Annotated in this window: 17 protein-coding genes and 1 tRNA gene; 9 read left to right on the plus strand and 9 right to left on the minus strand. The window is 39.2% G+C overall.

What is annotated here, in order from left to right; genetic code table 11:
• Window positions 1-194 precede the first annotated feature (194 nt).
• A complete protein-coding gene (locus VB797_RS12835; protein WP_323238080.1) occupies window positions 195-1118 on the plus strand; it encodes a hypothetical protein in 924 nt (307 codons plus the stop codon).
• Window positions 1119-1253: 135 nt separating this feature from the next.
• Window positions 1254-1520, plus strand: coding sequence for a hypothetical protein (locus VB797_RS12840; protein WP_323238081.1), 267 nt, complete (start codon window positions 1254-1256; stop codon window positions 1518-1520).
• Window positions 1521-1875: 355 nt separating this feature from the next.
• Here VB797_RS12840 and nadA read toward each other — a convergent pair whose 3' ends face one another.
• Entirely contained in the window at window positions 1876-2850 is a 975-nt protein-coding gene (gene nadA, locus VB797_RS12845) for a quinolinate synthase NadA (RefSeq protein ID WP_323238082.1), read from the minus strand.
• A gap of 255 nt (window positions 2851-3105) precedes the next feature.
• On the opposite strand from nadA, the gene VB797_RS12850 reads away from it, so the two are divergent.
• On the plus strand, window positions 3106-4035 hold the full coding sequence (locus VB797_RS12850) for a TIGR04168 family protein (RefSeq protein WP_323238083.1): 930 nt from the start codon (window positions 3106-3108) through the stop codon (window positions 4033-4035).
• A gap of 76 nt (window positions 4036-4111) precedes the next feature.
• Window positions 4112-4196: transfer RNA gene (locus tag VB797_RS12855), tRNA-Ser, on the plus strand.
• A gap of 84 nt (window positions 4197-4280) precedes the next feature.
• Here VB797_RS12855 and VB797_RS12860 read toward each other — a convergent pair.
• Window positions 4281-4499 carry a hypothetical protein gene (locus tag VB797_RS12860; RefSeq protein ID WP_323238084.1) on the minus strand — a complete coding sequence of 73 codons (219 nt, stop codon included), beginning with the start codon at window positions 4497-4499 and terminating at the stop codon, window positions 4281-4283.
• Between the two features lie 1089 nt (window positions 4500-5588).
• Between VB797_RS12860 and VB797_RS12865 the strand changes: the two genes are divergently transcribed.
• Both VB797_RS12865 and VB797_RS12870 read left to right on the plus strand, forming a co-directional pair.
• On the plus strand, window positions 5589-7766 hold the full coding sequence (locus tag VB797_RS12865) for a DEAD/DEAH box helicase (RefSeq protein WP_323238085.1): 2178 nt from the start codon (window positions 5589-5591) through the stop codon (window positions 7764-7766).
• A 373-nt stretch (window positions 7767-8139) separates the two neighbouring features.
• Window positions 8140-8607 carry a hypothetical protein gene (locus VB797_RS12870; protein WP_323238086.1) on the plus strand — a complete coding sequence of 156 codons (468 nt, stop codon included), beginning with the start codon at window positions 8140-8142 and terminating at the stop codon, window positions 8605-8607.
• A 60-nt stretch (window positions 8608-8667) separates the two neighbouring features.
• On the opposite strand, the gene VB797_RS12875 is transcribed toward VB797_RS12870, so the two are convergent.
• The 3 genes from VB797_RS12875 to VB797_RS12885 form a co-directional block, all read right to left on the minus strand.
• Window positions 8668-8880, minus strand: coding sequence for a helix-turn-helix transcriptional regulator (locus VB797_RS12875; RefSeq protein ID WP_323238087.1), 213 nt, complete (start codon window positions 8878-8880; stop codon window positions 8668-8670).
• 193 nt (window positions 8881-9073) lie between these two features.
• Window positions 9074-9988: a S1 RNA-binding domain-containing protein gene (locus tag VB797_RS12880; protein ID WP_323238088.1), complete on the minus strand. Its 915-nt coding sequence runs from the start codon at window positions 9986-9988 to the stop codon at window positions 9074-9076.
• Between the two features lie 193 nt (window positions 9989-10181).
• A complete protein-coding gene (locus VB797_RS12885) occupies window positions 10182-10919 on the minus strand; it encodes a dienelactone hydrolase family protein (RefSeq protein WP_323238089.1) in 738 nt (245 codons plus the stop codon).
• Between the two features lie 225 nt (window positions 10920-11144).
• On the opposite strand from VB797_RS12885, the gene VB797_RS12890 reads away from it, so the two are divergent.
• Window positions 11145-12131 (plus strand): GntR family transcriptional regulator, encoded by a 987-nt coding sequence (locus tag VB797_RS12890; RefSeq protein WP_323238177.1) that lies wholly within the window; start codon window positions 11145-11147, stop codon window positions 12129-12131.
• A 98-nt stretch (window positions 12132-12229) separates the two neighbouring features.
• Here the strand turns inward: VB797_RS12890 and VB797_RS12895 are convergent, their stop codons facing one another.
• The 4 genes from VB797_RS12895 to tig all read right to left on the minus strand — a co-directional run bounded on the left by VB797_RS12895 (window position 12230) and on the right by tig (window position 17063).
• On the minus strand, window positions 12230-13117 hold the full coding sequence (locus VB797_RS12895) for an alpha/beta hydrolase (RefSeq protein WP_323238090.1): 888 nt from the start codon (window positions 13115-13117) through the stop codon (window positions 12230-12232).
• Between the two features lie 138 nt (window positions 13118-13255).
• A complete protein-coding gene (clpX, locus tag VB797_RS12900) occupies window positions 13256-14608 on the minus strand; it encodes an ATP-dependent protease ATP-binding subunit ClpX (protein WP_323238091.1) in 1353 nt (450 codons plus the stop codon).
• 9 nt (window positions 14609-14617) lie between these two features.
• Entirely contained in the window at window positions 14618-15316 is a 699-nt protein-coding gene (gene clpP / locus VB797_RS12905; RefSeq protein WP_323238092.1) for an ATP-dependent Clp endopeptidase proteolytic subunit ClpP, read from the minus strand.
• A gap of 313 nt (window positions 15317-15629) precedes the next feature.
• Entirely contained in the window at window positions 15630-17063 is a 1434-nt protein-coding gene (gene tig / locus VB797_RS12910) for a trigger factor (RefSeq protein WP_323238093.1), read from the minus strand.
• Between the two features lie 792 nt (window positions 17064-17855).
• On the opposite strand from tig, the gene VB797_RS12915 reads away from it, so the two are divergent.
• Together VB797_RS12915 and dapA are read left to right on the plus strand one after the other, a co-directional pair.
• On the plus strand, window positions 17856-18899 hold the full coding sequence (locus VB797_RS12915; protein WP_323238094.1) for an aspartate-semialdehyde dehydrogenase: 1044 nt from the start codon (window positions 17856-17858) through the stop codon (window positions 18897-18899).
• Between the two features lie 236 nt (window positions 18900-19135).
• Window positions 19136-20029, plus strand: a complete 894-nt coding sequence (dapA, locus tag VB797_RS12920) for a 4-hydroxy-tetrahydrodipicolinate synthase (protein WP_416350864.1) — start codon at window positions 19136-19138, stop codon at window positions 20027-20029.
• Window positions 20030-20069 lie beyond the last annotated feature (40 nt).

Raw genomic sequence — 20069 nt, forward strand, 5'->3', positions numbered from 1 at the left:
AAAAGAAAGTCTCCTTCTGGATAATTGAGGGAGGCTTTCTTTTTGTTAAATTATTTGTCAATTTGATATTGTTCAACTTACAATAAAAATAAAATAAAAGTCTATGGAAGTTTCTAAGGAACAAAAAATTAGATCTTTTTATATTAAATTGTCTGTTAACAAATTCAAATTGACAAACAATTACGATTTAACAAATGGTAAATCAGATAAATGATATTGCTTTGCAAGCGAGCCAAGGTAGCATCGCAGCAATTATTCAGATATTAAATGAAAAGTTAGCTAATTCTGGTGTTAGAACCAGAGCGGTTTTTGATAGTGGAGTTTTACAACTGTTATGTGAAGCTCGAACGATAGAAAAACTTGAGAAATCGACTTTAATACACCAAATTCGGCAGATATTAGAGACAATCGCACCTCGTAACATTCATAAAGTTCACATAAATAGTCGTATTGTCCGAGAACAACAATTATTATGGTTAGAAGAAATAAATCGTAATCCAGAAAATCATCTGTTGTGGTCTGAAGAAATTACTTTAAACAAACCTCATATTTTATGGCAAATAATTAAAGATTTTAAAAACAATAAAAACGAATTAAAAAAACCACAATTGCCTCAGCCTAAATCTTCTCGGCATTTAATAGTTAATAACAAGAATAAGATTAAAAAGTCCTTGTTTGGAGAGACTATTAATGTGCTTATGTTGTGGATATTACTACTATCGTCAGGTTGGCTTGCTTATTCTTTGCTAGGTAATAAGAAAAATAATTTAATAGAAGCGCAAACTTTAGAATCTTTTAATACCGATACACCTGAGATAAAATCTTTAAAACCTTTAGATACTGATCAAAACAAATTAGAAGTACCTATTGTCACTTCTTCTCAAGCAGAAGATGATTTTTTTAATGTAGCAGTGCGAATTGCTAATCAAGCAGTTGAAGATGGTCAAGTAATAACAACTTCTGCTGAATGGTTAGACCTAGCTGCTAAATGGCAACGTGCTTCCGATTTGATGGGTAAAGTTCCGTCTAGTCATAATCGCTTCAATGAGGCGCAAACAAGAATTGAGCTTTATAAAAAATATAGTGAGTCGGCTTTAAAGCAAGCGAATAAGAAGTAGTTTTATTTCTGGGTTAAGTTTCTAAATTTATATATTGTAAAGGCTCTAGTTTTGTAATATTGTAACAAGCTTCCACTTTATTAAACTTGTGTTTACGCTAATATACACAAAAATCAGTATATTAGAATACTTGATATGCATGAAGCTTTCATTGATTTAGACGAATTAGTAGTACGGTGTAGAGATAAGCAAGCTAAACAATTTATTAAAGAGGCAATTGCTTGTTATAAAGCTGGAGCATATCGTTCTTGTATTGTCGCAACTTGGAATGCGGTTGTATTCGATTTTCTCCATAAACTAAGGGAATTACAGCTTTTAGGAGATAAAGAAGCCTCACAGTTATTAGAACAATTTGAGAAACAGTCCTGTACAATGGAAAGAAATTCTAGAAATTTTCTTTGAAAATAGTCAGATATATAATTCACATGGTTGTGCTAGTACTTTTGAATCTCTATTTAATAAATCTATAGAGCTTGATGCTTCTGTTAAACCTTACTGGTTCTCTTTTAGAGAGAAACTTAATTCTCTTAGTCCTAACGATAAATATATTAATAATTTAAAAAAAGTAATCGATACTCAACTTTCTATTGAGTGATTTTTGCTATCTTATCTATATATTGCCTGGTGAAGTGTACTTCTGTTGGTCATAACTTACAAGGTTATTAGAATTGTTCAGTAGTACGTAAAGTTTGGCGATCGCACTTCACTAAAACAACCAGAGACGCAGTTTGATTACCACGTCTCTATAAATATTTACCTAAATACTCATCTCTAACATCCGCTCCATAGGACGCAAAGCCTTAATTCTCGTATCCTCACTCATCGTAATTTCCGGGGTGCGATTCTTCATTGCTAAATACAGCTTTTCTAAGGTATTCAACCGCATAAACGGACACTCGTTACAATTGCAGTTATTCGTCGGTGGTGCGGGAATAAACTGTTTGTGCGGTGCTTGTTTTTGCATTTGGTGAATGATTCCCGGTTCCGTAGCAACAATAAATTCATTACTGGAACTCTGCTGACAATGCTTTAATAAAGCCGCCGTAGACCCAATAAAATCAGCGTGCTGCAATACAGATGTTTCACATTCGGGGTGAGCAATTACCTCAGCTTGTGGATGTGCAATTTTTAACTGCACAATCTTCTTCTCGGAAAAGGTTTCATGGACAATACAGCTACCTTGCCATAATAATAAATCTCGCCCAGTTTGCTGCATTACATACCGCCCTAAATTACGATCTGGAGCAAAAATAATCGGTTGTTCTTTGGGTATCTGCTGCACAATTTTGACAGCGTTAGAACTGGTGCAGATAATATCGCTCATCGCTTTGATTTCCGCAGTACAGTTAATGTAAGAAATTACCAAATGCTCTGGATGAGCGGCTTTAAATGCTGCAAACTCTGCGGGGGGACAACTATCCGCTAAAGAACAACCAGCATCCAAATCTGGTAGCAAAACTAATTTATCTGGATTAAGAATCTTTGCCGTTTCTGCCATGAAATGAACGCCAGCAAACACAATAACATCTGCATTAGTATTCGCTGCTGCTTTGGAAAGTTGCAACGAATCGCCAGTAAAGTCTGCAATGTCTTGAATATCTGGTTCTTGATAATAGTGGGCTAAGATAACGGCATTAAGTTCTTTTCTTAGACTATTGATCGCTGCAAATAAATCTAATGGCAATGCACCCAGTTGGGTTGTTTTGCGTTGAGCAAGTGCGGTAGTAAACACGGTATGATTAGGCAGAATGTTCTTTTTATCCAAAATCTCGCAGTTTTGTACAAAAGCTTACCTCATCCCTCGTTCCTTTTACCGTCAGAGGGTTTGGCAATCAAATTATACGTATTTGCAAGATATAATTTTTAATCTTGAAATAATTATAGTACTTTTTACCAAAAATAATAGGTGGATAATACGACTTCGAGAAAATTGTGTCAAAATTGGTTTGAGTTTCCTATCCTGGAAACATATGGAAAGGAAAGTGGCATGACAAGCAGTCAGATAACAAACTCGAAAACTCTCAAAATCGCTGTAGTGGGAGACGTTCACGACCAATGGGAAAAGGACGATGATATTGCACTCCAGCGTCTGCACATTGATCTGGTGCTGTTCGTAGGGGATTTTGGTAATGAGTCGGTAGAAGTGGTCAGAAAAATAGCTTCACTCGATATCCCTAAAGCAGCCGTAATGGGCAACCACGATGCATGGTTCACTGCTACCGAATGGGGGCGTAAAAAGTGCCCCTACGACCGCACTAAAGAAGATTGGGTGCAGCAACAACTTGATTTTTTGGGTGATACTCATGTTGGTTTTGGGAAGCTGGATTTTCCGAATTTTAACTTAACGGTGGTAGGAGGTCGTCCTTTTACTTGGGGTGGACCGAAATGGAAATTTGCGGATTTATGTAAGGAAAGATTTGGCGTTGCCACTCTTGAAGAGTCAACTACCCGAATTATGGAAGCAGTAAAGAGCGCTGCTTATGAAACGATAATTTTTCTCGGTCATAACGGTCCTTCGGGATTGGGGGACAATCCCGAAGACCCTTGCGGCAAAGATTGGCATCCAATCGGCGGCGATTATGGCGACCCAGACTTTGCGGAAGCGATTTCTCAAAGTATCACCGCCGGTAAAAATATTCCTTTGGTGACATTCGGACATATGCACCATAGCCTGCGACATACAAAAGTATTGCGAAAGCGTATTTTTAGGAGTCCAGAGGGAATTATTTATTTAAATGCAGCCAGCGTACCCCGAATTATCGAAAAGCCTCAAGAGAAGCTACGTAATTTCTCTATTGTGGAACTTGAAGATGGTAAAGTCGCAAAAGCTTCACTAGTATGGATTGACAATGATTTCACTATTAAATCTGAAGAAATTCTTTATCAAAAATCCACTTCACTAGTGCAACCAGCGTAGAAATATAGTATAATATATAATTGGTCAGCAGTTATCTAGGCTTCATTGTTCAAGATTGATTGCTGACAGATGATTTGGAGAGGTGGCAGAGTGGTCGAATGCGCTCGACTTGAAATCGAGTGTACTGAAAGGTACCGTGGGTTCGAATCCCACCCTCTCCGTTGAAGGTTCGTCATCAGAAAAATTCGCGAGTAAGTGAAAATTTTCCTGATTATTTTTTATTATATGGGAGGATTGAGGTGAAGCTAACTGAGCTTTCGTGAAGCTTTATAGTTTCCTCCTCGCTCTGCTGCTCTTTGTGCAGGCTTGTTACTTGCTTTTTGAGTGATTTCTTCCCAATTAGCTTGCTCCAATACTACATCCAAAACATCTGAAATATTGCAACGCTGCTCGTATGCTATTCGTCTAAGAATTTCGTGGTGTTCGGGCTGAATATACACAGGCTTTCTTTGTGTTTGCGCCATTTATCCCGCAATAAGTAAACAATCTTTTTCAGAAGAGCTATTATCTCACGGGTGGACGTACTGGCATAGCACGTCGTATTTATTAAAAAAAATATACTTAGATTTTAAGATATGAAAATTTTTCACCACTTAAATTATAAGTATTTCATAAAAAATATACGGGATGTGGGAAACTCAGTCTTTTTAAAGCTGAGAGGAAAACGCCACGGTGGTTAAAACCACACGCGGCGTTTTCCTCTTGGATGGTTAGTCCGCAATGTCGGTGATGTTAGCTTGTCCTAGGAGGACACGCTGCGCGAACGATAATGTTTGAGGTCGGCATATCTAGGAAACACTGGCTTAACTCAGGTACACCTGTTTAATCCCCTAGTTATAGAGCTTGGAACTAGCTACGCATTCCAAGGTATGAACTTCAACACTTACCTTAAACGTAGGAAATTAATCCTTAATCTGGTCAGCTAAGAGTTTCAGGATTACGCCTGAAGCTCAGACCCTTTAGGGCTGAGTTGCTGACTCTTTATAATTCTATATTTCAAGATTGTAAAGATTTTGTAAACAAGAGTGCGATCGCCATTTTCCCCTCCCCCTTCCATCTCGGTTCCCGCAACATTTCTGAAGTACTACTATTACCAATAAATTGAACTAGGAGGTTCCTTCATGGCTATCCTACATAACTTAGAAATACCCTTCGGAATTGTATGAGCAACTCTCGATCAAAAACTGATAAAAGCTGTCTTCAGCTACGTCCTATGATGTTCGCGCTTTCAACGAGTTTGAAGTGCCACCTTTAGAGTCAAGATCGTAATTACTATTTTTTTACAAAGAAATATTTATCACAAAAAGGATAAAATAAAATCCGCATAATCCCTAATATATTAAACCGTATAATATCATCTCCTCATCCGTGTATCTGCACTGGCAGGGGAAATTAAAGCGATGCTAATTTAGCAACACGAATGAAACTTTTGTTACTTCTTTACAGGGTGCTTAGACAAATTTTGTATGTATAGCCCTACCCTTTGAGGGTGAGGCAAATTTCGCGTAACAAAGATTCATCCTTTCTAACAAATTCAACGCGAAAAATATCAAATGACTTTAGAAGACATTAGTAATAAATTTATCACGACAGAACCCATAAAATCCGGAAAGGAATCGAGCGAACAAAAAGTATGGGATGCTGTTAAAAATGCATTTGCAGATAGAAACTGTATCGGTTATTGGCGGTATCCGATTTTCTCGAAGGTCGGTGAAATTCGTAAGGAACCCGATATTCTTGTTGCCGATCGCGAATTTGGTTTAACTGTAGTTGAAATTCTGCCAGTTACCATCGATCAAATAGCTGAAATTCGCGATCGCAATTGGCTTCTACAAAACTTTGCTCGTACCGAAGCGTCTCCATCTCAATTAGCAGAACATCAATTACGGGCTTTAATTGCATACACTGACAGAGAACCGGCTATTTGGCGTAAAGTCAACGGTAGAGTTATTGTTGCACTACCTCTAATTACTCTTGAACTTTGGCAGCAAAGAGGTTTCGACCAACTACCTAATTGTCCCACAATTATTTTTCAAGACCAATTGAGCAAAGCTGCTTTACTCGAACGCATTCAACAAACTTCTCCTTTAGTACCTGGAGAAAACTTAGAAGATAAAGATTGGGAATTACTGCTTTCGGTAATTGGTGGAACTCCAGTACTTCGTAAACCCCAGCGTGACATCGCTGTTAGTGGTAAAACTCGCGCTAGCGTGATGGATGCTTTGCGTCAAAAGTTATATGAAATAGATTTACAGCAAGAACATATAGGTAAAGAAATTCCCCCCGGACCTCAACGTATTCGCGGTATTGCGGGTTCTGGTAAAACTGTATTGCTGTGCCAAAAAGCGGCGCATATGCATTTGAAGCACCCCGATTGGGATATTGCTTTGGTGTTTTTCACTCGCTCTTTATATGACTTAACGATCGCTTTATTAGACCAGTGGATGCGTCGTTTTAGCGGTGGAGATTTACAATACGATCCCAAAACTAATTTAAAATTGCGCGTGCTTCACGCTTGGGGTGCAAAGGAACAGCCCGGTTTCTATAGCACAATTTGCGAATACCACGGTAAAAGACGCGGAACGGTTGTAGATACCAATCAAGGACAACCAAATCGTGCTTTAGCCGAGTTATGCAAGCGGTTACAGGAAGAGATCGCAATTGAGCCGATGTTTGACGCGATCTTGATTGATGAAGGTCAAGATTTAGTTGCTGACGACAATCTGAAATATCAAGATAAACAAGCAATTTACTGGTTAGCTTATCAAGCTTTACGACCTGCAAGCGAAGAAACACCAGAAGAAAAGCGTTTAATTTGGGCTTACGACGAAGCACAAAGTCTTGATAGTTTAGTTGTACCAAAAGCTAAAGAAGTATTTGGTGAAGAATTAAGCAATCTTTTAAACAAGCAACCACAATACCCCGGTGGTATCAAACGTTCGGAAGTGATGCGTCACTGTTACCGCACTCCCGGACCAATTTTAACCGCAGCACACGCGATTGGTATGGGTTTGCTGCACGGTGAAGGAATGCTTTCTGGTATCACGAATAAAAAAGATTGGGACAGAATCGGCTACGAAGTCCAAGGTGATTTTAGAAGAGTTGGTAAGCCCATTACCATAGTGCGATCGCCACAATTTTCTCCCAACCCAATCCCCGAACTCTGGGGAGAACCCGTACTAGAATTTAAAACCTATAATTCTCGTGAGGAAGAATTAACGGCTTTGTCTGAGAACATCATGCACAATATTGTTAATGATGGTCTTAATCCCAGTCGCGATATTTTGGTAGCAGTTTTAGGCTCTAATTCCGAAGCGATAGAACTAGAAAGAGAAGTTGCTGACTTCTTGATCGACCAAAATATTGACGTTTATATTCCCACTGCTAAAATCTTAAACGATTTGTATCCCGAATATCCCAATAATAGTCCTGATAAATTCTGGCATGACGGTGGCGTTACAGTGTCTCGTATCAACCGCGCTAAAGGACACGAAGCGGATATGGTTTATGTAGTTGGCTTTGATAAAGTCGCCCGCAACGAGAATGATATGAATCATCGTAACCAATTGTTTGTCGCCTTAACTAGGGCGCGTGGTTGGGCATCTCTGAGCGGTGTAGGCAATTATCCCATGTATGATGAAATGCGGCGAGTAATTAGCAGTGGCGATACTTTTACCTTTACCTACAAACGTCCGCCGAAGCGCGATATTGGAGATGGGGAGGATGTTTAGAAAATTGTGAGTTAAACTAAGAAAAATGCTAAGGGGGCGGGCTTAAACCGCCCTCTTTAGCAGAGGAACGCTAATGTGTAAAGTACCATGATATTTCAGGTGAGTGCGTCCGCATTATTCCTGAAATATCTCACCGCTAGTTTAGTAACCATCCGTGGTTATACAGTCAGAAGATATAGTTGTTAGTGGTTAGTTGTTAGTTGTTAATTGCTTGAAATTTACTGTAGATATATGTTTTTTGTAATTAGCTTCCCTAACTAGCCCTAAATCTAAACTGCATTTTATATTTTTTTATATTCGTATAGTTTTTTTATTTTTTGTAATTAAAGCACGTTAGCTGAGTTTAATATTGTTATGTTAAGAATTATCAAAAGTGCTTGACTTTAAAGCATTTATACGTATGGCAATAAATAGTAACGGATTAAATATTGACTTTAAACGGCGCGAAGAAATTATATTTGCTCGCTCTATAATTTGGGATGAAGACCTTGGTGGTTGCGAGTTTTTTGAAGATTTAACTTTAGATAAACTAGCGCAGTTGTTAGAATCCGGTTTTGCAGAACCACAACAAACTCAAAATAATTCTCCTACGATTCAAGAATTTTACGAATTTGGCAAAAAGTCTCAAAATTTGGGCTATGAACCATTTTTTATTGGATATGTTGTTTCTCCCGATAGAGAAAACTACCGTACAAGCATCGAAGGAATTCAATTGAGCTTAGAGATAGAAACTATAGATTCGAGAATATGTGCTGATTTCATCTCGGCATTTGAGAGATTTGCCCAAACTGCTGATGAAACGGATATAGCTTTGAAATTACTTTACGCTTGGTGGGATTAGCTTTTTGCAGTCAATTAAATAATCTGTCTGATTAGCGATCGCCATTTATTTTTTGTTTAATTACTCTTCAATCACTTCAACTAATTCTTCTATCATCACGTCGAACGCACGAGCTAGCTTTTGAATAGCAGTAAAGTCAACCATTGTCATTCCAGGCGAACCGGCATAGATTCTTAAAGTACTATAAACAACTCCAGAGCGGTCAGAAACTTCTTTTATCGTCCACCCTTTCTCAGCAGCAAGCTCTCTAACTTTTAACCTAATTATTCCCATAGTTTACTTAATCAAACAAACAGTTTTATATGACTGGGGCAAATTAATTCGGTTAATTAAATTTGCCTTTAATGAAGAAATATTACAGCAACTGCGAAATAGCTATCGTCAGAACAAGGAATTGTTAGTCGTGGTTAGTGGTTAGTTGTTAATTTTTAACTCCTAACTTCTAACTCCTAACTCCTAACTATTATCAACCATTAGCTGATTCCAAAAGCTGTTTCCTGGCTCTTTCAGCCCGTGCTTCTGCGCTCGTCATGACTTCTTCCATATTTTCAAGCATTTCGCCGGGGAAGTTTTCTAAAACTCTAGTAGAAATTGCAACTCTACCTTTTCCTTCATCTATGTCGATGATGAGAGCTTTAATTTCTTGCGAGGGTTGAAATACCTTTTCGATATTGTCAATAAACTTCTGGCTGATTTGCTTGATGTGGAGTAAAGCGCTAACGCCGTTTATATCAACAAATACGCCAAATGCTTTGATACCAGTTATTTTCCCTTCTACTAACTGACCGATTTCTAATAAACTGAAACTAGCAGAACTTTTCGCCAAGCGCTGGGAAAGTACAAGTTTGTTAGTGTTTTGGTTTATTTCTAAAAAGCTAACGGTGAGTTTTTGACCTTTGAGTGCTTCCAAATTGTTGCGCTCAAGCAGGTGAGAACGAGGAATAAAACCACGCAAACCAAGAAGATCGACGGTGACACCACCTTTGTTGGCGTTCATCACCTGCACGTCTACACTCTTGGAATTCTCTTGCATTTCTAGCAACTTGCGCCAAATCTGCCTCATTTCTAACTGGCGGCGAGAAATGGTTACTTGCCCTTCTGCATTTTGCTCTTGGACAATTACAAATTCTAATTCCTCATGAAGTGGTAGAACTTCTGATAAATCTATTACCTCTCTCAAAGCCGCTTCATGACGGGGAATAAAGGCACTTGACTTGCCCCCAATATCGGCATAAGCTCCATCTGGATCGATTTGGAATACTTTCCCTTTTACTACCTGTCCTTTCTGGAACTGGTAGTCGTGTTTTTCTAAAGCCTTAGCAAAGTCGTCCATTGTAAAAGACGTATCGGCTTTTTGAGAGATGTTAGCTTCGTTCTCCATAACAAATTGAAGATGAATTAAGATTTAGAGCGCCCTTTGTATAAGGACAGATTATTATTCATTAGTCATTAATTACCGATCGCAATCAATATTTTTCTGGATGAAAAGTTTCGATTGTTTACAAACAGTTAATTATCCGATCCGTAACTAATAACAACCCTTACACCATATCCTACAAATCCCGTCAAGATCGCTAAAGCTGCCCAAATAATTCTTTAACCTGTTCCCAAGCATCTTTCTCTGCTGTTGGATTGTAGCTAGCACGGCGATCGCAAAAAAAACCGTGGTTGGCATCTTTGTAACGAAATACACGGCTAATTACTTGATATTTTTCTAATTCAGCTTCGATTTGGTCTACTTGCTCTGTGGGGATACTGGAATCTTCCATGCCAAAAAAGGCATAAAGCATACCTTTGATTTCTGAAGTAACATTTATAGTAGGTTCACCACCACCAGGAGTACTAGTGGTTATACGTGCGCCGTAAAATGAGGCAGTAGCTTTTATGTCAACTAAGCTGGCGGCAAGATATGCCACATGACCGCCGAAGCAGAAACCAATGCAGCCGAATGCATCTTTTTTTACTTCGGGTAAGGTTTTTAGATAGTCTATAGCCGATTGAATATCGCTCAAAAGTTCTGAAGCTTTAGTTTGTCCCCAAGCGTAATTTTTACCGACTTCTATATCTTCGGGGGTATAGCCGGTTGCAAAGCCGGGTGCAAGACGTTGAAATAGCGCCGGAGCAATGGCAATATATCCTTCTTTCGCGATACGTTCGGCAACTTCCCGGATGTGGGCATTCACCCCAAATATTTCCTGCAATACCACAACTCCTGGATAGCTACCTTCTTCTTGAGGTTTTACTAAATAAGCATCGATTTGTACTGAATCCGATGCTATTTTTACGGTTTTAGTATCTATTGCACAAATCATAATAGTTTTTACCAGTGTGGTGTAATTATTAGATATAGTTATGCTTGTTTAAGAGCTTAACTCTCATAAAATTATTAACTAACACGACCCATTCCTATGAAAAATTTATAGTTATCAAATTCGATGTATAAATAAATTGTTTAATATTTAGTATTTAATTTTTTTTTAGCAACTATTTTTACCGCTTTCCGATAAAAGCTACTAGCACCCAGAAAACCGAAGGTGATGATTCAATTCCGCATTCAGCCAGATAGTGAAATTCCCGCATCGACTCAGTTGTTCAATCAAATTCGATTTGCGATCGCATCGCGGCAATATCCACCAGCTTATAAGTTGCCTTCAACCCGAGCATTGGCAATGCAAACCGGGTTGCATCGCAATACCATTAGCAAAGTTTACCGTCAATTGGAGGAAGATGGACTTGTAGAAAGTCTGGCTGGTTCGGGAATTTACGTCCGCGCTCAAGGACACGAGGGTGGTAGTAAATTACAATCGCCGATTCTCAAACAACATCCCCAAGCATACAAAATTGTTCAGAAGGCTCTTGATGAATTACTTTCTCAAGGTTGTTCCCTTAACCAAGCCCGCGAGATATTTCTAGCTGAAATTGATTGGCGGTTGCGTTGTAGTGCGCGGGTGCTAGTAGCAGTACCGACTCAGGATATCGGTGCTGGTGAATTAATAGTACAAGAATTAGAACAAGCCTTACAAATACCAGTACAGTTAGTTGCGACTGAAGAGCTATCTGCCGTATTGGATAAAACAAGCTCGGCAACAGTTGTTACAAGTCGATATTTCATCGGCGAATTAGAAGCAATTGCAGCACCTAGAGCAGTACGTGTAATCCCCCTTGATATCCACGATTATGCTAAGGAATTTAACATTGTTAAAAATTTATCAAAAGATAGTTGTATTGGCATCGTCAGCCTTAGTTCCGGAATTCTCAGAGCCACAGAAGTAATTCTCCACGGTTTGCGGGGAGATGAAATATTGGTGATGACTTCCCAGCCAAAAGATAGTTATAAGTTAGGAGCAATAGTCAAGCGAGCGCAAATAGTTTTTAGTACTGACGAGACTAGTTATGCTGCCGTACAAAATGCTATGCAAATGGCTATGGAAGACATCATCCGTCCACCCAAACTGGTTTACTGTGAAAATTATATCGGCAGTAAATCGATTAATTTGCTCAAGAGAGAATTAGGTTTGGATTGAATAGGGAATAGGGAATAGGGAGTTATAAAACTATTTTTAGTGGGAGCATCCTGCTCCTTTATTTTTCTCAATGCCCCATTCTCTACTCCCTTTCCTACTTACGCAGAAAGCAGTGTGGGTAATTGTAAAAACTTTCTTACTACATCTAAGTAAGTACTTGGGTCTTCTAACATGGGAAAATGAGCGGTGTTGGGAATCATTACATACTCAACTTGGTCGCTCAATACTGCTGCTTTTTTCCCCATCTGGGCGGGGATAATCCGATCGTATTCTCCAGATACTAATAAAGTTGGTACTTGAAGTTTGGCAAATTCGTGTGGCATCAACTCGGACTGAGCTTTACTGACAGAAGTATAAATTGTATTTAAAGCCGCATCATAATCCGCGATCAGAAAGTCTTGCAAAAATGCCTGACGTTCTGCTGCTTTGATAGAACGATATAAAAATCGCGCCATAAACATTTTGTCAACTAATGGAATTTTTCCCAACCATTGAGGACGGAATTTGACGACATAGCCACCAAATTTGTGAAAAGCCTCAAAAGCTTGTTTGTCATACTCAAAAATCCCACTACAAGTCAAAATTGCTTTTTCTACACGTTCTTGATAACGATTAAGGAACAAAGTCGCGATCGATGCTCCCATAGAATGAGCGTTCAGATACACGCGCTGCAACTGCAATTCCGAGAGGAATGCTGCTAAATCCTCGACATATTCTTCTAGCTCGTAGGTTAATTCTTCTACTTCTTCTGCTTGGAGGGGTTGCGAATCGACGATATTAATCGGTTTTCCACGGGAACGTCCAAATCCCCGCATATCGTAAAGTAAACAATCGAATTGTTCCGATAAAACTTCAGCAGTACTCTCCCAATATCGAGCGCTACCAGCCCAACCGTGAATAAACACCATTACTGGTTTTTGTAAACCATCAGATTGTTTAATCCACTCGTAGTAATGTTCTACGCCACGAACTTTAATATAAGCCATCTATCAAAAGCTAAATGTGAAGCAGTACGGTCAGTGGGTCTCCCATAGGGAGATAACAAAAGGGTCAAAAATAAAAAAATTAGAAGTTAAGAAATAATTCCTAACTTCTAATTTCCAATTCTTAACTCCTAACTCTATTTAAGCTGATTCAGGCTTCGCTAGGGAAGAGGGATGAACTAGCAATTCCGCAGTGGAACGCTTCTCTACCATTTCCCGCGTTACCGTACAAATAGCTACATCTTTACGAGAAGGTAACTCGTACATTACATCCAGCATCAGTTCTTCTACAATACCTCGCAAAGCTCTGGCTCCAGTCTTACGACGATAAGCTTCTTGAGCTATGGCTTTAAGGGCATCCGTATTAAATTCTAACTGGACGTTATCCATATTCAACAGTTTTTGATACTGTTTAACCAAAGCGCTACGCGGTTTAGTTAATATCGCCATCAGCGCTTCTTCATCAAGTGGATCTACTACTGCCACCATTGGTACCCGCCCAATAAATTCCGGTATCATGCCGAACTTAACTAGGTCTCCCGGTTCCAGTTGGCGCACTGTATCTGCCGCTCGCTTTTCTTTTGTTAACCCTTCTCCTGGCTGTAAAAAACCAATTGACTTTCTACCCGTTCTCTGCTCTACTACTTTTTCCAAACCTACAAAAGCACCACCGCAGACGAATAGAATATTGCTCGTATCAATCTGGATGCAGTCCTGATAAGGATGCTTGCGTCCTCCTTGAGGCGGTACGTTGGCAACGGTTCCTTCGAGCATTTTCAGCAAAGCTTGCTGTACCCCTTCGCCAGAAACATCTCTTGTTATCGAGGGGTTCTCACTCTTACGAGCAATTTTGTCAATTTCATCGATGTAAATAATGCCTCGTTGCGCTTCTTCAACATCTAGATCGGCAACCTGTAACAGCCGCAACAGAATATTTTCTACATCTTCCCCTACATAACCGGCTTCAGTTAAGGTAGTTGCATCGGCGACAGCGAATGGTACATCAAGAATTTTTGCTAGGGTTTGCGCCAACAAAGTCTTTCCACAACCTGTAGGACCAATTAACAAAATATTCGATTTTTGAAGCTCTACTACATCCTCAGTGGAATCTTTGCCGCCCTCTTTAGACCCACCAACCAGCGACAATCTTTTGTAGTGATTGTATACCGCGACTGAAAGTACTTTCTTGGCTTCTTCTTGACCAATAACGTGTTCGTCTAAATAATTCTTAATCTCTCGTGGTTTTGGTATTTGGTTCAGCGAGAGACTGGCTGTCCGGGTACGGCGTTTTTGAGGCGGCTCTGACCTGGGTGCTGGCTGCGAAGCCGCTGCTGCACCATTGGTATCGAGCAATTCCTCATCTAATATTTCGTTACACAGGTCAACGCACTCATCGCAAATGTAGACTCCCGGTCCGGCGATTAGCTTACGTACCTGCTCTTGAGATTTGCCACAAAATGAACATTTTAAATGGGAGTCGTACTTACCTGTCATACCAGCCTCTTATTTCACACTAGTGACGTTTTCCCCTGCTGTGGGAAGATATTGCCTAGAGATAACCTGGTCGATTAACCCGTAGTTTTTAGCTTCCTCAGCCGACATGAAAAAATCTCGTTCGGTATCAGCGTCTATTTTCTCTAATGGTTGACCAGTATGAGATGCTAACAACTCGTTCAATTTAGATTTATGATAAAGAATTTCTTTAGCTTGGATTTCTATATCTACTGCTTGCCCCTGAGCGCCGCCTAACGGTTGATGAATCATGATTCGCGAATCCGGAAGAGACATTCGCTTACCGGCGGTTCCTGCTGCTAGTAAAAAAGCACCCATGCTAGCAGCTAATCCAAAACATATGGTTACTACGTCTGGACGTATTTGTTGAATTGTATCATAAATTGCCATTCCTGCCGTAACTGAGCCGCCAGGGGAATTTATGTAGATTTGAATATCTTTTTCTGAATCATCGGCATCTAAAAATAGCAATTGGGCAACAATCGAGTTGGCAACTGCATCATCAACGGGAGTTCCGAGAAAAACAATCCGCTCTCGTAGCAAGCGCGAGTAGATGTCAAAGGCTCGTTCTCCCATGCCTGATTGTTCTACCACCGTTGGTAGCATTGAAGTAGAGCGATCGCTTTGCGAATAAATAGAAAATTGATTCACACTACTTACGAGATAATTTTCCGACTGCGATACAAGCATAAAGAAATTAATGATTTTGACAATAGTAGCAATTAAGACAGCAATTACTGCTTGTTTATAATGCGAACCGAATTTTCATAAGACAGTATGTATTAACCATTATGCCTTATAGAAATGAAGAGCGTGTAGATGTCATCAATTTGCTACAAGGCTGCAAGACACTTCTAACTGATGTCGGTTTTCAAGTATTTTAAAATTGATCCCGACTTTTTATTTTGGCAATTTTGATTATGAAGACCGGGAGTTTTCAGCCATCAGCGATCAACTTACACGCAAATAAACATTGCCAATCGCTGAATGGAATAAACCTTCATTATTCTTGTACCGTAGCAGAGGCAGTTTGTTCCTCGATTGAAGAATCATTTTCGTTTTCTGGTTCAGATTCCTCTTGTGCAACCGTTTCTGGAGGATTTAAAGAGCCTTCGGGTACTAGTTCAATAGAAGAACGTTCTAAGAGCCAGTCAATTATTTTCTCAGTCAATAATTCGTTTTCGACCACTTCTTTGACTCTATCTGGGTCAACATCCTGCTCGGAATATTCTTCCATTATTTTTTTGATTCTGGCTTCTATTTCTTCTTCGCTCGTTTTGATGGATTCGCGATCGCCAACTTCGCGCAAAGCCAAAGTTCTTTTGAGTCGATCGACTGCTTCGGGACGAGAACGTTCGCGCAACTGAGGAATAGTATCTTGATTGAACAATTTCTTAATATCCAAACCTTGCTGGGAAAGACGCATTGCTGTTTGGGTAATCATTGCATCGACTTCCTGCTGAACCATTGTTTCGGGCAAGTCAAATGTTGCATCCTTAACTAATTCGTTCAACAAAGCTTCTTGTTTTTTTGCCTTAGCGCTGTCTTCTGTTTCTTTTTGAAACCGCTCATCTAAGGAACTACGTAACTCTTCCAAGGTCTCGAATTCGCTGATTTCTTGAGCAAAATCATCGTTGATTTCAGGTAGTTCTTTTTCCTTAAGCTCTTTAAGGGTTACTGTAAAAAGGGCGGCTTTTCCGGCTAATTCTTCGTTAGCATAGGGGTCGGGGAACTGAGCCGAAATTTCCTTGGTTTCTCCAGGATTCATCCCGATTATTCCTGCAATAAACCCAGGAATAAATTTATCTTCCTCTAAATCAACTTGAAAGTCAGTAGCTTCGGCACCGGAAATTGGTTCGAGTTCTTCGGTTGCTTTTTCCTCACCTTCCGCAGGAGCCAAAAAGCCCTTAAAGTCAATAATGGAAGTATCTCCCAACTGTGCCGGACGACCTTCCACAGGAATCAAAGTCGCCATTGAAATACGTTCTTTATCCAAAACTTTATCTACCTGTTCTGGATCGTATTTAACTTCCTCAACTTTGAACTGCAAACCAGAATACTCACCCAAATTGATTTGGGGTGGTACATCTACCGCAGCCGAAAAAGTCAATGGCTGTCCTGGCTCATAATTATTGATTAATTCTTCAAACGATGAGCGTAACTCAGGCTGACCGATAGCTTCAATATTTTCTTGTTTTATCGCTTCACCAATCCCATCTTGAATCAATTCTTCCAAAGCCGCAGCTTTGATACGAGTTTTGCCCAAACGCTGTAGCAATATCTGACGAGGCACCTTACCCTTACGAAACCCAGAAATATTAGCTTCCCGAGCGTAATTTTGAATAACCTTTTCGTAGGTTTGCTTGGTTTTTTCCGGCGCAATCTCGATTTCTATACCGATTTGACTGGCTGGCAGTTTTTCCTGGGTGACTTTCATAAACTTGTCTCTATATATATTTCTGCTACTTTTTGTATTTGAACGCGATCGCATTATCTAACCCCTTTGTCGAGGCAATTCCCGATCGGGAAAAAGCCCGGAGCCAATACAGAGGATAAATTTGCTGTCGCATCGAGCAATATAACCGTTCCACTAAACATCTGCTTAAATGGGAGTTCTTACTCAAAATATGGCGTTTCACCGTAATATGCCAATTTTCAACATAATGCTTGTGTTCCACAAGTTCTTTTGTCAAAAATCAGACGGCTTTTATGCTTGTGTCGAGTTGAAGGCTAACTCAACCACAATCCGGTGAATTATATCATTGTTATTTGCCGTTGCGATTAGGCAACAGTCCATCTGAATAATAGTACATCAACCTTCTTAATCAATGCCGTTTTTATAAGTTAAAAATCTAGGCTGCTATGCGGGAATGCCATAAAAATTGAAATGTGTTGCGTTCTATTTTTACTCCTCAAGCAAATATAGTGTATAATATATGTTCTATAATAAATAGAGATTAAATACAAATAGCTAATTAATCATTGCTGTAAAATAAAGTAATATACAGGGAGTAGTATTGGTAATAAGATAATATTTATTTGAATAGATTGATTACAAATAATTATAAAAAGAATTAAGTCATAGTTTTTTGTGATATTAAAAATAATTTACAAATGTAGCGAGATAAGTTTAAATACGATTAATATTATTTCTCAGTATTATTATATTTAGTTTGCGAACAATTGATGGATAATTACAACTAGAATTAATTGGGAGGAGGAAGTAAATTTGTCTAAAACTTATCGTGTAGCTATTTTAGGAGCAACTGGTGCTGTAGGCACTGAATTGCTAGAATTATTAGAAGAGCGAAATTTCCCTTTGGCCGATTTAAAGTTATTGGCTTCAGAACGTAGCGCTGGCAAAAAACTACCCTTCAAAGGAGAAAATTTACTAATAGAGGCAGTAAGCGAAACTGCTTTGGATAATGTAGATTTGGTACTAGCTTCTGCTGGCGGTTCGGTTTCTAAAATTTGGGCACCCAAAGCAGTAGAAAGGGGTGCAGTGGTAATTGATAATTCCAGCGCATTTCGGATGAATCCCGAAGTTCCTTTAGTGGTGCCGGAAGTAAATCCCGAAGCTGCGACTAAACATAAGGGTATTATTGCGAACCCGAACTGCACTACTATTTTAATGTCGGTGGGAATATTTCCTTTACATAAAGTAAAGCCCATTAAACGGATTGTTGTGTCAACTTACCAGTCTGCTAGCGGTGCGGGTGCAAAGGCTATGGAAGAACTGAAAAACCAAAGCCTAGATATTCTAGCAGGAAAAGAACCAGTAGCAAACGTATTTCCTTATCCAATAGCGTTTAACTTATTTCCACACAATTCGCCATTAAATTCGGCGGGCTATTGCGAGGAAGAAATGAAGATGGTCAACGAAACTCGCAAAATTTTTAGCGATCCAAATATTAAAATTACTGCAACTTGCGTTAGGGTACCAGTATTACGCGCTCATTCAGAAGCAATTAATTTAGAGTTTGCAACACCTTTTAATATAGAAGAAGCAAGAGAAATTTTAAGTAAATCTCCCGGCGTAAAATTGGTAGAAAATTGGCAAGAAAACTATTTTCCTATGCCCATACAAGCGACAGGTCAAGATGAGGTATTGGTGGGAAGAATTCGTCAGGATCTTTCTCATGAATGTGGTTTGGAATTATGGGTATGTGGCGATCAAATTCGTAAAGGTGCTGCCTTAAATGCAGTCCAAATTGCCGAATTACTAGTAGAGAAGAATATATTTAATCCTGAAGTAGCATCAACTTATATGTAATTATATGTAATAGAATATGAAAATAAGTATCATAAAATATGATAGCAATGGATATTTGAGAAGTTGACTTAAAAATTGCTATTAACTAAATTAACTAATAATTATTAAATTGATTAAGGATTTAAAAGTAATGAATGAGGTGTTGTTTGTCCTTGAAGAAAATGATCGGGTTATTAAATATAGACTAAGCGAAGCGGACGTGAAAACTACCTTTCTGTAATTAGGAGCAAAGAAGAATGGTGGTAGATTTTGGTAAAGTTATAACCGCAATGATTACGCCGTTTAAAGAAGATGGTAGTGTTAATTATGATGTAGCAGAAAAATTAGCAGCACATCTAGCTCATAGCGGTACGGATACATTTGTAGTGTGCGGAACAACTGGTGAATCTCCTAGCCTGACTTGGGATGAAGAATACCAATTGTTTAAGGTCATATTGCAAGCTGTGTCTGGTAAAGCAAAAGTAATTGCAGGATGTGGTTCCAATTGCACGCAAGAAGCTGCTTCGGCTACGCAACAAGCAGCTAAAATAGGAGTACACGGGTCATTGCAAGTTGTACCTTATTACAATAAGCCCCCGCAAGCTGGACTTTATCGCCATTTTCAGACAATAGCTCAAGCGGCACCAGAATTACCCTTGTTGTTATACAATATCCCAGGTCGTACTGGTCAAAACCTACATCCCCAAACAGTAGCCCGCTTAGCTGAAATAGAAAATATTGTCGGCATCAAAGAATCAACTGGAAATATAGATCAAGCGAGTGAAATGCGGCGCTTGACACCACAAGAATTTCAGATTTACTCTGGTGATGATTACATGACTTTGCCGTTGTTATCTATTGGGGCAAAGGGTGTGGTAAGTGTAGCTTCTCATCTGGTAGGTTTGCAACTACAACAGATGATTCAAGCTTTTTGTAGTGGAAAAGTCCAAGATGCTAGTAATATCCATCTCAAACTTTTTCCATTGTTCAAAGTTTTATTTGCAACTGCAAATCCCATTCCAGTTAAAACAGCTTTGCAACTTCAGGGCTGGGAAGTTGGTTCAACTCGTTTACCTTTATACGAGGCTGAATTAGACTTCACTCAAAAATTAGAAGCAGTTCTCGAAGATCTGGATTTGAATAAAGCTTAAATGATGCATATACAGATGCGTCAAATATAATACATAGAGT

Source organism: Rivularia sp. UHCC 0363, from assembly GCF_034931125.1.
GTDB lineage: Bacteria > Cyanobacteriota > Cyanobacteriia > Cyanobacteriales > Nostocaceae > Rivularia.

Coding starts and splice junctions, on each gene's coding strand:
- VB797_RS12835 (WP_323238080.1), top strand. CDS start 195: ATGGTAAATCAGATAAATGATATTGCTTTGCAAGCGAGCCAAGGTAGC.
- VB797_RS12840 (WP_323238081.1), top strand. CDS start 1,254: ATGCATGAAGCTTTCATTGATTTAGACGAATTAGTAGTACGGTGTAGA.
- VB797_RS12850 (WP_323238083.1), top strand. CDS start 3,106: ATGACAAGCAGTCAGATAACAAACTCGAAAACTCTCAAAATCGCTGTA.
- VB797_RS12860 (WP_323238084.1), bottom strand. CDS start 4,499: ATGGCGCAAACACAAAGAAAGCCTGTGTATATTCAGCCCGAACACCAC.
- VB797_RS12865 (WP_323238085.1), top strand. CDS start 5,589: ATGACTTTAGAAGACATTAGTAATAAATTTATCACGACAGAACCCATA.
- VB797_RS12875 (WP_323238087.1), bottom strand. CDS start 8,880: ATGGGAATAATTAGGTTAAAAGTTAGAGAGCTTGCTGCTGAGAAAGGG.
- VB797_RS12880 (WP_323238088.1), bottom strand. CDS start 9,988: ATGGAGAACGAAGCTAACATCTCTCAAAAAGCCGATACGTCTTTTACA.
- VB797_RS12885 (WP_323238089.1), bottom strand. CDS start 10,919: ATGATTTGTGCAATAGATACTAAAACCGTAAAAATAGCATCGGATTCA.
- VB797_RS12890 (WP_323238177.1), top strand. CDS start 11,145: ATGATTCAATTCCGCATTCAGCCAGATAGTGAAATTCCCGCATCGACT.
- VB797_RS12895 (WP_323238090.1), bottom strand. CDS start 13,117: ATGGCTTATATTAAAGTTCGTGGCGTAGAACATTACTACGAGTGGATT.
- clpX (WP_323238091.1), bottom strand. CDS start 14,608: ATGACAGGTAAGTACGACTCCCATTTAAAATGTTCATTTTGTGGCAAA.
- clpP (WP_323238092.1), bottom strand. CDS start 15,316: ATGCTTGTATCGCAGTCGGAAAATTATCTCGTAAGTAGTGTGAATCAA.
- tig (WP_323238093.1), bottom strand. CDS start 17,063: ATGAAAGTCACCCAGGAAAAACTGCCAGCCAGTCAAATCGGTATAGAA.
- dapA (WP_416350864.1), top strand. CDS start 19,136: ATGGTGGTAGATTTTGGTAAAGTTATAACCGCAATGATTACGCCGTTT.